Here is a 14,010-nt window from a genome sequence, read left to right on the forward strand (position 1 = left end):
CGATGAACGGATGCCCTTTCGGGCGGATGGCCGACGAGCCACCGGTTGACAAGGAATCTGTTATGGCCGGTAGCGGTCGAAGACTGTCCTGCGCACCTCGGCGGCGTATTCGGTGAAGTCGACACGCCCGTTGGTTCCCTCGAATCCCAGATCCATCGCGGCCAGTCGGCCGTGCCAGGTTCCCATGGTCTTCTCATAGTCGCGCAGCATCTGTTCCGGCGACTCGATCCGGTCGGGGGCCAGTGAGGGCAATGCGGCACGCACCGAGGCGTGATGGTTTTTCAGGGTCGTCAGTAATCCGTCCTCCGGATCATGGAATTTCAACGCGTGTTTCGAGGCGCCTGTGTCGACGAGGACCTTTTCCAATCCCAGCCCTTCATATTCGAGATAACCTTGAAACCACAGATAGGCGGCGTCCCATATCACGCGCTGGTCCTCGACCGGCAGCGAATTCCATACTTCCTGGTTGATCACGATGTACTGGGCGTTGATACCGGTCAGCGGCAGGTTGGTGTAGTGCTTGGCAACCTCCCAGAATCCGTATGAAGTCACGGTCTTGGGAGAGGCGAGGGTGCAGTCGATGACCCCGCGTTCGAGCCCTTCGTAAGTTTCGCCGATGGAAAGACTCACCGGTGTCATGCCCAGCGCGCGTACCTCGTCGTCCCACATCCCGCCGCCGGATCGGATGCGTTTGCCGGCCGCGTCCGCGAGTGTGGTGACCGGGGTCTTACAGAGGATGTCGTAGTTGGTGATCGGGTGCGCCGAGAACAGCAGCTTCATGCCACGGTTCTCGAATTGGCTGTTCACCTCCTCGCTGGACATCGCGAAGTCGGCCTGAGCGGCGTTGGCCTGCATAACGCCCCGGGGGTAGTCGGTATCGGCCAGATTTCCCAGGCGGGAAAGCCATTCGGTGACCGGGAACTCGCTGGGATAGTAGGTCGCGGTGAACATACCCAGATCCGCGACCCCGCCACGTACGCCCGAGGCCATATCCGTACCCGTCAGCAGGCTGCCACCCCAGTACGCGTCGAACCCGATACGGCCGCCGGTGCGTTCGGTGACCTCCGCCGCGAACGCGCGGAAACCATCACCCGATTGTGCGCTGGTGTAATCCGCGTAGCGCAGGACCAGCGGCTCGTCGGATGTTCCGGTGGCTCTATGCCCGGCGGCACCGCATGCCGACAAGAGCACCAGTATCGCCACCGCGGCGGCCCCGCGGCGGGCTTGCCGCCAGAAGCCGGCGGCATGTTTTCTTCGCCCCATCGTCTCGCCTTTCTACCGATCATCGGTGACCGGGTCTGGGTCTCTGTCCTCTGTGGTGCAGCCGGCCGGTCCACGCGTATCACGCCGGATCGCCGGAGTCCGGCGTGGTACGCGATCGGCCACGCGGTGGTGTGTTTACGCGATCAAAGTCCCATACGCTTTGCGATGACATTCCGCTGGATTTCGTTCGTACCGCCCCCTATGGGGCCGACGCGGGAGTCGCGGAAGAACATCTGCATATCGTATTCCATGGAATAGCCGGCGCCGCCGAGAATTTGCAGCCCGATATCGGCGCATTTGAAGTTGTTCTCGGTGCAGACGATCTTGGCGATCGACGTTTCCTCGATGGCATCGTGGCCGGCGTCGAGGAGTTCGGCCACCCGGTAGACCGACTGTCGTGCGGTTTCGGCCATTATGCGCATATCGACCAGTTTGTGCTGGTTGACCTGGAAGTCCGAGATCGGGCGGTCGAATTGGATGCGGTTCTTGGCGTAATCCTGGGCGTACTCGGTGATGCGGAAACAGTGTCCGGCCGAGATCGAGGCCAGCGCCAGCCGCTCGACAGCCAGGCACTTCATCATGTTCTTCCAGGTCTTGTTCTCTTCTCCGATCAGATTCGTTTCAGGGACGAATACGTTGTCGAGGATCACCTCGTTGGCATGAGTGGTGCGACGCCCGAGCATCGATAGCGGATTCACCGTTACTCCGGGCGCGCGGGCATCGACCAGGAAAGTGCTCAGCCCCTGGTGGCGCGATGCGGTGGGGTCCGTCTTGGCAATGACCACGATGTAGTCCGCCAGGTGACCACACGTGATCCATACCTTCGTCCCGGACAGTACATAGCCGTCGTCCCGGCGTACTGCCCTGGTGGTCAGCCCAGCTACGTCGGAACCGGTTCCCGGCTCGGACATGGCCAGCGCGAGCTTGACCTTGCCCTCGATGATCTGCGGGATGATACGGCGCTTGAGCTCGTCGGAGCCGAATTTGGAGACGTGGCCGCCGGCATAGATCAAGGTGGTCATCACACCCTGCCCGATGCCGGTGTAATGGTAACCGAGCGCTTCCATGAGGACGGTGAGATCCTTGAAAGTGCCTGCGGCACCGCCGTATTTCTCTTCGAATGGAATTCCCAGGAATCCCGATGCCGCGAGAGCCTGGTATGCCTCTTCCGGGAACTGCCGCTTTTCGTCGAGGTCGCGGATGCTGTCGAGAGGCAGAGTGTTGCGGAGAATATCCAGAACGCTCTCACGAATCATGATCTGCTCGTCGGAGAGCCCTACCGTGTTGACGAGGCCGGTATTCTGTCGGATGGCTGCGGTGGTCATGCATGTGCTCCTTCTGCGGTCTGATACGGCTCAGGGAATTCGTTTGCCGAGTTCGGCGGCCGCGAGCCCGGCCTTGCTGTACACCATGGTTTTCATCACTCCGCGCTGGGTCAGTTTCCCGTTCTGGTTGAGCAGCTCCATCTGCCGGGCCACCACACCGCGGTCGGGCTTGGATGAGCTGACTCGGCTCGAAAGAACGGTGGTCCGGAGATAAACCGTGTCTCCGATGAATACGGGCTCGAGGAATTCCCATTCGTCCACCCCGAGCGCGGCGATAGACGTGCCGTCGAACTGCCCCATCCGGGCGCTGAGGCCCGTGCAGATGGACATACCGAGTGTTCCGTGTGCGATGCGCTGTCCAAGAGGGGAGCGGGCGCTGTATTCCGCGTCGGTGTGCATGGGGTTGGTATCTCCGGAAATCCACGAGTACTGGACTACATCGGTTTCCGTGACGGTGCGGCCGGGGCTGACGGATACCTCACCGACGATGAATTCTTCGACACATTTACCCATTTCGGGCTCCCTCCTGGATGGCTGCCGCTTCGGGGTGACCCGTGACAACCAGAGCATCGGCGGCAGTCGCGCCGGTGCGTCCGACGATGAGCGGATTGACGTCCACCTCGGTGAGGACGTCCGCCAGGTCGCCCACCATCTCCGAGAACCGGACGATGACATCGACCAGGGCGTCGATGTCATAGCCGGGATCGCCCCGTACTCCGGTGAGAATCTTGTGCAGGCGCAGCGACGCGATCATCCGGCGTGCGGTGTCCGCTGTCACCGGCGCCGGCTGGGTCGAGACGTCACGAAGCAGCTCGACGAGGATTCCGCCGGAACCCACGGTGATCATCGGACCGAACTGGGGATCGATCCGGGATCCGAGCAGAACCTCCGCCCCGGCGCCCACCATCGTCTGCACACTGACGCCGTCGATCCGTGCGCCGGGAGCGAGCGAGCGAACACTGTGCAGAATTTCTGCTGCTGCGGCACGCACCTCCCCCGCTGAGCCGAGGTTCAACCGGACTCCACCGACTTCGGTCTTGTGCTGGATATCGGCCGAAGCGATCTTGAGAACCACCGGGTAGCCGAGGCGATCGGCGAATTCCGCAGCCTCCTCGGCTGTGGTCGCCAGCGCTTCCCGAGGTACGGCGATGCCGTATGCGGACAGGGCGGCTTTGGCCTGCTGCTCGGTCAGTGCCGATGACTTGTCCTCCACGGCCGCGAGGATGCCGCGGATGGTAGCCGCCGCGGCGGGGTCCGAGATCCGCTTCGACGAGGGGCGCGCGTCAAAGGTGCGCCGACGCGTATGCCAGTTCTGCCACAGCCGGATAGCGCGCATACACCGCGCCGCGGACCGGAACAACGTGATCTTCGGGTCCCCATCGAGGTCTCGGCTGCCCGGCCCCTCCAGCCACTCGTTCATCCAGACCGCGGCGAGCGCGGTCTCGGTGCGCGCACCGGCCTGGCCGAGTATCGATGCACGCACACCGGTCGTCGTCTCGTGTACGAACACCAGCGGGACCACGACCGCGCCCAGGCCCGGATCGGCGGTGAACGCGTCCAGGCAGTGGGCGAAGGTCGCCGCGTCCTTGAGGACTTCGGCGGTCAGATCGGCCGGGTTACCGATCGACCCGAATGCCGGCACCACTTCACTGAGAGCGAGGCGAGTGGACTCGTGCAATGCCGGCAGTTCGAGGTCGTTGGCCTCGGCCTTGTCGGCGTTGATGACCCCCGCGCCACCGGATGTGGACATGATGCCGACGCCGGGGGCGGCCGGGCCCCGCGGGTTCTTGGCGAAGAAGGACGCGATCTCGGTCAGCGCCTCGAGGTCGTCGACCCAGATAGCGCCCGCGCGCTCGCATGCCGCCTCGTATGCCGCGGTCGATCCGGTCAAGGTGCCGGTGTGCGACATCGCGGCCAACCCGCTCTTCACACCGTTGCCCGCCTTGTAGACGATCAACGGTTTGCCGGCAGCATCGGCCAGACGAGCAGCCTGCATGAAACGCTCGCCACTCTTGACGCCCTCCATCAAGCAGATGATCACCTCAGCGGTGGGTTCCTGTGCCAGGTAGGCGATGTAGTCACAGACATCGACGTCCGCGGAATTTCCCGAGGCCAGGTAGTGGCTGACGCCGACACCGCGCTGAACGGCCTGTAAGACGGTGTATCCGAGCGCGCCGCTCTGCGAGACGATCGCGATACCCCCGGCCGCTCCGGCGGTGATGGCCCCGGAGTCGGTCATGAAGTTCATCGCGCCGCCGGTGCCGAGGTTGATGAGGCCGACACAGTTCGGGCCCGCGACTCGCAGCCCGGTGCGCTGTGCCAGCTCCGCGATGGCAACCTGCGCGGCGATTCCTTCCTCGAGTCCGGTTTCGCTGAAGCCCGAGGCATAGACGACCGCCCCGCGGGCTCCGACCCGAGCGGCTTCCTCGAGGGTTTCCAGTACCAGATGCCCTGCGACACAGACGATTACGCAGTCCGGCAGTTCGGGAAGATCGCGCAGGCCGGGAACGCAGGGCCGACCCTCCACAGTGTCGTAGCGCGGGTTCACCCCGTAGACACGGCCGGTGAAGCCGCTGAGGTTCTCCATCGTGCGTTTCCCGAACCCCCCGGGGGTCGCAGAGGCGCCGACGACCGCGATCACGGCCGGATCGATCAGTTTCTTCAGGTCATCGCGGGAGAACACATCTCTCCCGTTCGTCTGGCTCACAAAGTCCTCCTTCGACCCGCTGGCGCATTGGTCCTTCCATTGATATGTTGTGAGTCACTCCCTGATCTGTCAAGTGGCTACGTCACAGCAAGCCGGGCCACCGGACGCGGCGGAAGAAGGATTCACACGTGGAAAAGACCGTCACCATCATCGGGGCCGCCGCATTGCCCGTCGGCAAATGGCAGAGCGCGCCCACCGCAGCTGTCCAGGTCCTCGAGCACGAAGTCTTGGCGCGGCTGGTACTGCAGGCCACCGCCGATGCCGGCATCGACAAGAGCGAGGTCCAGGGCATGACCTTCGCGCAGCCTCGGCCGTACACGGCGCAGAAGTACTTCGCGACGTTCATGGCCCACTACCTGCGGTTGCCCTGCGCGGGAAACATCTCCGAGGTGCTGGGCAACGGGATGACCGGTGGGTTCGCCTTCGAGCACGCCGCCAACGACATCCTTCTCGGGCGATCGAAGGTCTCCCTGGCCCTGGGAGTCAACTTCGAAACGGCGATCACCGCGCGCGAGCACATGATGAGTTCGATGCGCGCAGTCGGGGACGTCGACTTCCAAGCGCCGTTCGGGATCACTCCCATCGCGTGGTACGCAATGGACGCCACGCGCTACATCCATGACCACGGCTCGTCCCGTGAGGAACTGGCGACCGTTGCCGTGAAGAATCGCGGTCACGCCGCCCTGAACCCGCTGGCGCAATTCCGCAAGCCGATAACCCTCGACGACGTGCTGTCACAGCCGATGATCGTGGAACCACTCGGCCTCTACGAGGTCCCCCCGCGCAGCGACGGAGCCGTGTGCCTCGTGCTGGCCGAGGAAGAAGTCGCCAGGTCGTCGGGCCGGCCGTACGTGCGGGTTCGCTCCCGCGGCTTCTACCACGAGGGGGCGCACCAGATCAGCGAAGTACCCAACGATATGACCGCACTCGAGGCCGCGCAGGTCGCCGGTCGACAAGCATACGACCGGGCGGGAATCTCGCCGGCCGATGTCGACCTGGCCGAAATCTACGCGCCGTGCACCATTGTCGAAGTCCTGGCGGCGGAAGCACTCGGATTGACTCCACGCGGTATGGGTGCGCGATACGCGGCCGAGGGCCGAACCAGCCTCGGCGGCGATATCCCGATCTGCACCTCGGGGGGCCTCACCTCACGCGGCCACCCCGCCTACATCACCCCGCTCTACAGCTTCGTCGAAGTATTCGAGCAGCTACGCGGAACGGCCGGTGAGCGCCAGGTCCACGCCGCGGAACTCGCGCTGACCAGCGCCGAACTCGGCAATTACAACGCTGCCCTGGTTCACATCCTCGAAGGAGTGCACTGATGATCCCGATCGTCGATATCCCTTCTGGGCATCCGTATCCCCAGCGAGTCACCGAAGCCACCGCACCGTTCTGGGACGCGCTCCGCGAAGGAAGGCTCATCACGACCGCGAACGCCACAACCGGGCGCCCGACCTTTCCCCCGAAACCGATCGACCCACACACCTGGAGTCAAGACGTCACCTGGATCGAACTGGCCGGCCGGGGCACGCTGTACTCGTTCACCACGATCCACGCGGCTCCCGATGCCTTCGTCGATGAAGTGCCCTACCGAGTGTGCGTCGTCGACCTCGATGAAGGCCTGCGCCTGGCCACCCGTCTCTGGGGAAGCGACGAGGTCCGACCCGGCGACCGCGTCGAAATCATCGCTGTGCGATACACCGACCACATCTCTTTCGCCGCTCGTTCTCTCAGCGGCAGCGACGGGCGATAGCCGACGGCACCCCGATCCGCCCCGGCCACAGGGCAATACACAGAAGTCGGGCGGGGACGACGCCCCGCAGAAAGGAAGCGAAGTATGAGCTCGAAGACTGTCAAGTGTGACCTGTTGGTCATCGGATCCGGTGCTGCCGGCATGGCCGCGGCGCTCAAGGCCGCGAGCGAAGGTCACAGTGTGATCGTCGCCGAGAAGTCGAAATGGCTCGGCGGCACCACCGCGATCTCCGGTGGGTGGGCGTGGGTTCCCGGCAACAAGCAAGGTGTCGCGGAGGGTGATACCCGTGCGGAGATCGAGCTGTATATCAAGACCCTGGCCAAGGATTGCTTCAAGGCCGAGATGGTGCAGACCTTCCTCGACGCGGTGCCCGAAGCCATCGACTGGCTCGAGCGGGAAACGGATGTCGAATTCGTCTATCCCGAAATGGCTCCCGATTACCAGATGGATGCCCCCGGCGCGAAGCCCTCCGGGCGGGCGATCTCGGGCAAGGTCGCCGACGGGCGAATCCTCGGCCAGAACCGGTTACGGGTACGTCCCTATCTCGACACCTATACGGTCTTCGGCTACATGCCCGAGGTCGGCCCCGACATCGCGCAGTTCTTGCACGCGAACCAGTCGTGGAAGTCATTCGTATATGTATCGAAGAAACTGGTGAAGACCTGGGCCGAGACGGTGGCGTTCCGTCGCGCGTTCGACCGCACCAACGGCAATTCACTGATGGTTCGGATGGTCTCCTCGGCTGCGAAACTCGGCATCCGGATGTGGACCGAGACGCCGGTGACGGAAATCGTGCGCGGCGAGAACGGGATCGTGCGCGGGGCCGTCCTCGGTGGCGCGCACGAAGGCACCGTGGAAGCGCGTCTCGGTGTGGTGATCGCGGCGGGCGGCTATTCGGCGGACGCCTCGTTGCGTGCCCGGTACTGGCGGCACGACCCGGATGGCGCCAATCATTTCACGCCGACGGTCGGTCACGATGGCGACAACGTACGACTCGCGGCTCCTTTCGGGGGACACGTCGACACCGATGTCCACGAACCGGCCGCGTGGGCACCGGTCACCGTGTTCACCGGGTTACGCAAACAGCAGCGCCTCTTTCCGCACCTGCGGGCTTTCGGGCTGCCGGGGCTGATCGCCGTGAACCGGCACGGTAAGCGTTTCGCCAACGAGTCGAGCTCGTACCACGACTTCGGGGTCGCGATGATCGAGGACAACGCCGACTCCGACCGGACCTTCGGATACATCATCGCCGACTCGAAAGCAATGCGGAAGTACGGCATCGGGTATGCCAAACCGTGGCCGATCCCGCAGGGATATTTCAAGAAGACCGGGTTCCTGCACAAGGCGAACACCGTGGCGGAACTGGCCGACAAGATCGGCGTCGACGCCAGCGGCCTGAAAGAGACGCTATCGGAGTTCAACGCAGGCGCCGCACAGGGGAAGGATCCCGCGTTCAACCGTGGTTCCAATTGGTTCCACCACTTCAAAGGCGATATGGAACACACACCGAATCCCAACCTCGAGCCACTGGACAGGGGTCCGTACTACGCGGCGAAGATCCAGATGGGCGACCTCGGTGCCTACTCCGGACTCGCCGTCGACCGGCACAGTCAGGTGCTCGACGACGACAATCGGCCCGTTCCCGGCTTGTTCGCCGCCGGCTCGGCGGCGGTGAGCATCTTCGGCGGAGGCTACCCCGGGTACGGCGCCAACATCGGGCCCGCCCTCGTCTTCGGCTACACCATCGGCCGCGACGCCGCCCTGCTCGCCGAACAGCGGCAGCAGCCCACACCCTCCGCGGTCACCGAAGACGTCTGAGGTGGCGTTCTTTCTCGTCCGGTATCGGTACAGCGACGACACCGCAGGCCGAGACGAGCACCGGCCCGCGCACAAGGATCATCTGGCCGCGGCCGCGGACCGCGGATTGATCCTCGGATCCGGCCCTTTCGCCCCGGGAGAGGAGGCCGGCGCGGCCATGGTGTATTCGGCCCGCCGAAGGCGCGACGTTGTCGCCGTCATCGAAGCGGACCCGTTCTACCTTCGCGGGTACGTCGCGTCGTACGAAGTCACCGAATGGATCCCGATGATCGGACCCTGGGCGACCGACCCGCGAGGGCGCACCCCGTAGTGATATCGGCAGCCTCGTGCTGCGGCCGGGTTGTCGGCCCGATTCGCCGCCCGAGACGCGCGAACCACGAGCTGCCGCCGTCGGACGTGGCTGTGAAGCGGTCGGCACGCGGACAACTCGCGCCGCTGCCGGGGTCTCGAGAATGTGAAGGAGTGGCATGGCAGCCGAATCACTGCCCGGCCGAGTGGAAGTCGTCGATGCGGGGCAATTCGGCACCCCATGGGGAAGACATGCGATGGTCAGCATGCTCTTCTTTCTGCTGGGTGCCGAGATGTTCGTCCTCTCCCCGCTGATTCCCTTATTGGCGACCGAATTCGGCACCACCACACCGGTGGCGGCTATGTCGGTGTCCGCCTTCGCTGTGACCTACGCTGCGGCGAGTCCCCTGATCGGAGCGCTATCGGACGGTTCGACCCGTAAGGCCGCCATAGTCGGCGGAGCTATTGTGTTCGTCGGTGGGGAACTGCTCTGTGCGGCAGCGCCCCGATTCGAATTTCTGCTCATGGGACGTGTGCTCGCCGGTCTCGGTGCGGCATTGATGGGTCCTGCGGTGTGGTCCTATGTCACGGAGACCGCGGCTCCGCCAGAACGCGGCCGCGCTGTTTCCCGTGTGTCCGCGTTCTTCGCCGCAGGTCAGATCCTTGGTGTACCGGCCGGCGCGCTGGTCGCCGACAACGCGAGCTGGCGATGGGTATTCGCCGCGGTCGGGTTGGCCGCATCGGCTGTCATCCTGCTCATCGGCCTCAAAGTGACCGGCGAGTCACGTATTCCGCCACGAGGCCGGAGGGCATGGAGCGTTATCGTCGCCTCGGCCGGGTTGTGGAAGAGCCGCGATTTCACCTTGGTGGTATCCGCGAACTTCTTCGCCCAGGCAGCCCGGTACGCCACCTACACCTTTGCCGGCGCCCTGCTCTTGTCCCGCTTCGGGTTCGACACCATCCAACTCGGTCTCATAGGTGCTGCGGTGGGGACCGGATCGATGATCGGAGCGTTGCTGGCAGGGTATTCGGTCGATATCTTTCACCGAGCCGGTCGAAGCCAGTTCGCATTGAACGTCGGCTACGCCTCGGTGATGGCGTTGGCGCTGTTCGCCGCCACCAGCTCGGAAACCGTGTGGATCAGCGTCTTCGGATGGGTCATAACCTTCGCGGCCGGGTCGGCCTATGTCAGTACCAGTCAGGAGTACCTGACCGCAACAATGGGCGATCTGCGGGCTCCTGCGGTCGCCTGGAACAACTCGGCACTCTACGCCGGAACCGCGACAGGTACTTTCCTACTAGGAATGACGGAGCTGCGGTCTACCTCGTTCACCGTCCTCGCTGTCTCGTTCAGCGGCGTAGCCGTGCTCCTGAGCGGATCGGTCATGCTCTGCCAGCACCGTGCGCGTCCGATCCATGGCTCCGATGCACTGCCGGGGGCGGCCGACGCCAGGCCATAAGAATGCGGTACCACCGGAACGGGACGCCGGCGCCACCATACATCCGCCTTTCGACCGGTTCGGTATTCGGGGGCTCAGCCCCGCACTGCGATATCCAGTTCGGCGGCGAGTTCGCGACATTCGTCCACGTCGGCCATACAGGCTCCACATGGAGGGCAGATGCAATCGGGCGCAGTCGTCGCCGCCGACCGCGACCTCCACGAATCCGGACGTGTGCCGGATCATGAAGGCGAGGGCGGCCGTTGTCGCGAACCGTCGCGCAGCGCTTCGCGCTCGCTGGCCAGGAAAAGGATCGGCGGCAACCCGTCGAAGTCATCGAATACCGGAGAGGCCCGGGGATCACGGAGGTCGTGGCCCCGCAGATAGCTTGTGGCGAGCCCACGCAGCGCGCGTGCGCTGATCACCGGATCGATCCCGCTGTTCTCGGTGACGCTGGCCCCGGAACCGGTGAAGTCGGCCAGCGGGGAGACCACCACCACGGCGGCGGGCAGCGCGGCACCGCGGTCCCGCGCTCCGCTCAGTGCGGCGAGTGCCAGACCGCCGCCCGCCGAATCACCACCCACCAGCACATCTTCGGGCCGATTTGCGGCGAGTACGGCCTCCAGCACCCGGCCGGCGTCGTCCAGTGCGGCAGGGAACGGATACTCCGGCGCCAGGCGATAATCCGGTAACAGCACCGCTGCGCCGAGCGTTTCGGCCAGCACCGCGGCCGCTGCCCGGTAACCGTGCGGGCTGCCCATGACATATCCGCCGCCGTGAAACCACACCAGGACACGGTCACCGGCGACCGGGCCGGCGACCACACGCAGGCACGGGACGCCGCCGGCCACCTCCTCGGTCACCGTGACCCCGGACGGCAGCGGTGCCTCGAGCATCATGGCGTCCAGGTTGTGCCGCAACTGCGCGAGCGATAATGTGCCGTCGCCGAAGACGGCGGCGAACGCCGCCTCGGCACGCCGCAGCGCGACATCCTCGGCCGCCAGGGGCTCCGGTTCGGTCATCGATCGTCTCCTTCCGGCACCGTGAACGCACCGCGCAGCGCACCGGTGATCTGATCGGCCACATCCTCGGCGGTGAACCGGCCGACCGCTGCGAGCACCGGCCGCGGACCGGGTGGGTCGTCGCGGTAGGTCCCGGCGAGCACCTCGGCCACGGCGGCACGGCGCTCGCGCAGTACTGCCACACTCGGTAGGTCCTCGTGCGACGGCATGCCGAGTTCACGGGCCAAGTTTTCGGTGCGCGCACAGACGACGCCGAGACGTTCGGCGTCCCAGCCGATCCGGCCGGTGCTCCAGCCAGGCCAGCGCGAGGTCCAGTACCGGGATCCGGATATCGGCCACCTCGTGGTACCTCCTGGTCCAGGTCGCGTTCTCGACAGCCCCGGTACGGGCGGCATCGGGTACCACGCCCAGGCAGGTCAGGCCCAGCGAGTCCGGGTCGGCGCCGTGCAACCGGGCCATGGCGCGGGCCACCTGACGGCCCAGGTCCTCGCGGCGGGCCGGGTCCGGGATCAGGCGGGAGACGGTGCCGGGCAACGGGATCATCCCGGACACCTTCTCCATCACGAAGAACCCGCGGGAACGTCGCGACTCGTGAGTGATCACCGCGGGCACCGGCAGCCCGATCGCGGCGGCGGCACCCAGCAACGCAACCTCACGGTCCACGTCGTAGTCGGCGACGATACCCGCGCAGCGGCCTGCGCTTCACCGCGTAATCGACCGAACCGGGCCCGGCCGGGCCGTCCCATACTGCGCCGACCAGATAGGTCTCCCACGAGTTGCCCTCACCGCGCCGGTCCACCGCGCCGAGGCGCAGCGTGCCCGCGGCGCCCACGGCGCCGTCCAGTGCCGCGGTCAGATCGTCCAGGAAAGCGTCCAGCAGAACAACTCGTATCGGGGCCGCCGCCGTCCACGGTGAGCCGCTGCCCGGTGATGTAACCGGCGTCGCCGGAGACCAGGAACGCCACCGCGCCCGCCACGTCCTCGGGGGTGCACACCCGGCCGAACGGCGAACTGTCCGCCAGGTCGGTCAGTTCCGCGCCGCGCGCCGCGGCTCGACCGCGCCCCGGTCCCCGCGCCGAGGCCGCCGGGCCGAGCAGATCGCGGAAGCCGCGGGCGAACTCTTCCGGACCCAGGGCTACCAGAATGTCGGTATCGAGCAAATCGGTGCGGCGGTGGGCCTGACCGGCCCTGCGGTCTACCGCCATTTCAAGGGCAAACACGACATCCTCGTGGCAGCCCTTATGCGGCAGACCCGGATCGTCGAGGAACTCGGAGAGCGCGCGGACAACGAGGGCACCACCCCGCTGGAGCGGCTGGACCTGCTGCTGGACGGATTCGGCGACCTGACCGCCGAGCGCGACGAGGCCACCCTGTGGCGGCGGGAGCAACGCCACCTCGAGCCCGAGCAGCGAGAGGTGTTCCGCACTCACTTCTCCCACTTCGGCGGCCGGATTGCGGCGAGCATCATGGGCGTCCGCCCCGAACTGGCACAGCGGGATGCCGAACTGCTCGGATTCGCCGTTCTCACCATGTATTCGAATACCAGTGGTATCCGCGGCAAACTCACGCCAGATCGGTTGAAACAGATCCAATCGACCGTCGCCCGGGCGATCGTCGGCTGTTATCTCCCGGAACGAGATGCCGACAGCACGCCGCCTGAGATCACGGTGCACCGCCGCCCCGCCGGACGGCGCGAGCGCATCCTCGCGGCCGCTGCCGACCTGTTCGACGAGCGCGGCTTCTATGACGTCCGGATCGACGATATCGCGGCGGCCGCGCAGATATCGGTGAGCACGTTCTATCAATCCGCGGACAGCAAGTCCGATGTACTCCGCGCCATCCTGAAGCGCGGCGCCGAAGGTCTGCTATACGTGACCGCCGACGCCCTCGCGCCCGTCCGTGAACCGCAGGAAGTGCTCGGCGCCCTGATCGACACCTATATCCGGCAGGCGATGGGCCTGCACGGGCGGATCATGAAAATCCTCGCCACAGATCTCCTGTACTTGTCCGAAGAGGAACAGGCCGCACTCCAAGCGACTCAGCGCGAATACGTCGCTGAATGGGAGCACGCTCTCCTCGCCCGATCCGACCGACTCACCGGCGAAGACGCACGGTCACTCGCCAAAGCGACAATCGGCGTCATCACGGATATTTCCCAGACCCCCGAATACCGGGAACAACCGGCGATCGTCGCGGCCCTGACCGCCATCGCGCACGCGATGGTGCTACCTGGGGGCGTCGAGAACCGGTGTGCGGATGGCTTACGGTAGGAAGGAGGAGCAGTAGACGACAGCCTGATCAGCGCCACCGATACCTGGAATGACCAGCAAAGGCGCACAAGAAATGGCTGAACATCACTAGAGTTCGGTAGCGCCGGGCGGCCACTACCACCGGG

At 65.4% G+C, this 14,010-nt stretch carries 15 protein-coding genes and 1 pseudogene; 7 read left to right on the plus strand and 9 right to left on the minus strand.

All coding sequences use genetic code 11. The annotated features are described in order from the left end of the window. Positions 1 to 60: 60 nt before the first annotated feature. The 4 genes from IEY68_RS16420 to IEY68_RS16435 form a co-directional block, all read right to left on the minus strand. A complete protein-coding gene (locus IEY68_RS16420; protein WP_058855906.1) occupies positions 61 to 1,263 on the minus strand; it encodes a C4-dicarboxylate TRAP transporter substrate-binding protein in 1,203 nt (400 codons plus the stop codon). A 143-nt stretch (positions 1,264 to 1,406) separates the two neighbouring features. Beyond that, on the minus strand, positions 1,407 to 2,588 hold the full coding sequence (locus IEY68_RS16425; protein WP_058855907.1) for an acyl-CoA dehydrogenase family protein: 1,182 nt from the start codon (positions 2,586 to 2,588) through the stop codon (positions 1,407 to 1,409). Between the two features lie 30 nt (positions 2,589 to 2,618). Next, positions 2,619 to 3,101 carry a MaoC/PaaZ C-terminal domain-containing protein gene (locus IEY68_RS16430; RefSeq protein WP_058855908.1) on the minus strand — a complete coding sequence of 161 codons (483 nt, stop codon included), beginning with the start codon at positions 3,099 to 3,101 and terminating at the stop codon, positions 2,619 to 2,621. Next, the gene (locus IEY68_RS16435) at positions 3,094 to 5,295 is read right to left on the minus strand and encodes an acetate--CoA ligase family protein (RefSeq protein ID WP_082681509.1); all 2,202 of its coding nucleotides are present in this window, start codon (positions 5,293 to 5,295) and stop codon (positions 3,094 to 3,096) included. Before IEY68_RS16435 ends, IEY68_RS16430 begins: the two co-directional genes overlap by 8 nt. A gap of 128 nt (positions 5,296 to 5,423) precedes the next feature. On the opposite strand from IEY68_RS16435, the gene IEY68_RS16440 reads away from it, so the two are divergent. The 5 genes from IEY68_RS16440 (at position 5,424) to IEY68_RS36270 (ending at position 10,614) form a co-directional block, all read left to right on the plus strand. Beyond that, positions 5,424 to 6,617 (plus strand): thiolase family protein, encoded by a 1,194-nt coding sequence (locus tag IEY68_RS16440; protein ID WP_058855910.1) that lies wholly within the window; start codon positions 5,424 to 5,426, stop codon positions 6,615 to 6,617. Then, positions 6,617 to 7,048 (plus strand): Zn-ribbon domain-containing OB-fold protein, encoded by a 432-nt coding sequence (locus IEY68_RS16445; RefSeq protein ID WP_058855911.1) that lies wholly within the window; start codon positions 6,617 to 6,619, stop codon positions 7,046 to 7,048. Before IEY68_RS16440 ends, IEY68_RS16445 begins: the two co-directional genes overlap by 1 nt. Positions 7,049 to 7,132: 84 nt before the next feature. Beyond that, positions 7,133 to 8,866 (plus strand): 4-oxocyclohex-2-ene-1-carboxylate 5-dehydrogenase, encoded by a 1,734-nt coding sequence (chcC2, locus tag IEY68_RS16450; protein WP_058855912.1) that lies wholly within the window; start codon positions 7,133 to 7,135, stop codon positions 8,864 to 8,866. Between the two features lies 1 nt (position 8,867). Next, positions 8,868 to 9,176 carry a YciI family protein gene (locus IEY68_RS16455; RefSeq protein WP_058855913.1) on the plus strand — a complete coding sequence of 103 codons (309 nt, stop codon included), beginning with the start codon at positions 8,868 to 8,870 and terminating at the stop codon, positions 9,174 to 9,176. A 157-nt stretch (positions 9,177 to 9,333) separates the two neighbouring features. Further along, entirely contained in the window at positions 9,334 to 10,614 is a 1,281-nt protein-coding gene (locus IEY68_RS36270) for an MFS transporter (RefSeq protein ID WP_063916375.1), read from the plus strand. A gap of 221 nt (positions 10,615 to 10,835) precedes the next feature. Here the strand turns inward: IEY68_RS36270 and IEY68_RS16465 are convergent, their stop codons facing one another. From IEY68_RS16465 to IEY68_RS37365, 5 genes are read right to left on the minus strand one after another with little or no spacing between them, the layout of a single operon-like run. Further along, complete coding sequence (locus tag IEY68_RS16465; RefSeq protein ID WP_058855915.1) at positions 10,836 to 11,615, minus strand: alpha/beta hydrolase fold domain-containing protein; 780 nt, start codon at positions 11,613 to 11,615, stop codon at positions 10,836 to 10,838. After that, complete coding sequence (locus IEY68_RS16470; protein ID WP_156426300.1) at positions 11,612 to 11,797, minus strand: hypothetical protein; 186 nt, start codon at positions 11,795 to 11,797, stop codon at positions 11,612 to 11,614. Before IEY68_RS16470 ends, IEY68_RS16465 begins: the two co-directional genes overlap by 4 nt. A 34-nt stretch (positions 11,798 to 11,831) precedes the next feature. Then, positions 11,832 to 12,278, minus strand: coding sequence for a phosphotransferase (locus tag IEY68_RS16475; protein WP_058855917.1), 447 nt, complete (start codon positions 12,276 to 12,278; stop codon positions 11,832 to 11,834). Next, a complete protein-coding gene (locus IEY68_RS36275; RefSeq protein ID WP_058855918.1) occupies positions 12,268 to 12,447 on the minus strand; it encodes a hypothetical protein in 180 nt (59 codons plus the stop codon). The genes IEY68_RS16475 and IEY68_RS36275 overlap by 11 nt, the downstream gene beginning before the upstream one ends. Then, positions 12,398 to 12,610, minus strand: a complete 213-nt coding sequence (locus tag IEY68_RS37365) for an SDR family oxidoreductase (protein ID WP_505784202.1) — start codon at positions 12,608 to 12,610, stop codon at positions 12,398 to 12,400. Before IEY68_RS37365 ends, IEY68_RS36275 begins: the two co-directional genes overlap by 50 nt. Positions 12,611 to 12,712: 102 nt before the next feature. Here IEY68_RS37365 and IEY68_RS37370 point away from each other — a divergent pair. Together IEY68_RS37370 and IEY68_RS16485 are read left to right on the plus strand one after the other, a co-directional pair. Continuing rightward, positions 12,713 to 12,838: pseudogene (locus IEY68_RS37370) on the plus strand (TetR/AcrR family transcriptional regulator); the annotation flags it as partial. A gap of 18 nt (positions 12,839 to 12,856) precedes the next feature. Beyond that, positions 12,857 to 13,885 (plus strand): TetR family transcriptional regulator, encoded by a 1,029-nt coding sequence (locus IEY68_RS16485; protein WP_505784203.1) that lies wholly within the window; start codon positions 12,857 to 12,859, stop codon positions 13,883 to 13,885. Positions 13,886 to 14,010 lie beyond the last annotated feature (125 nt).

Source organism: Nocardia jinanensis, assembly GCF_014645735.1.
Taxonomy (GTDB): domain Bacteria; phylum Actinomycetota; class Actinomycetes; order Mycobacteriales; family Mycobacteriaceae; genus Nocardia; species Nocardia jinanensis.

Coding starts and splice junctions, on each gene's coding strand:
- IEY68_RS16420 (WP_058855906.1), bottom strand. CDS start 1,263: ATGGGGCGAAGAAAACATGCCGCCGGCTTCTGGCGGCAAGCCCGCCGC.
- IEY68_RS16425 (WP_058855907.1), bottom strand. CDS start 2,588: ATGACCACCGCAGCCATCCGACAGAATACCGGCCTCGTCAACACGGTA.
- IEY68_RS16430 (WP_058855908.1), bottom strand. CDS start 3,101: ATGGGTAAATGTGTCGAAGAATTCATCGTCGGTGAGGTATCCGTCAGC.
- IEY68_RS16445 (WP_058855911.1), top strand. CDS start 6,617: ATGATCCCGATCGTCGATATCCCTTCTGGGCATCCGTATCCCCAGCGA.
- chcC2 (WP_058855912.1), top strand. CDS start 7,133: ATGAGCTCGAAGACTGTCAAGTGTGACCTGTTGGTCATCGGATCCGGT.
- IEY68_RS36270 (WP_063916375.1), top strand. CDS start 9,334: ATGGCAGCCGAATCACTGCCCGGCCGAGTGGAAGTCGTCGATGCGGGG.
- IEY68_RS16465 (WP_058855915.1), bottom strand. CDS start 11,615: ATGACCGAACCGGAGCCCCTGGCGGCCGAGGATGTCGCGCTGCGGCGT.
- IEY68_RS16485 (WP_505784203.1), top strand. CDS start 12,857: ATGCGGCAGACCCGGATCGTCGAGGAACTCGGAGAGCGCGCGGACAAC.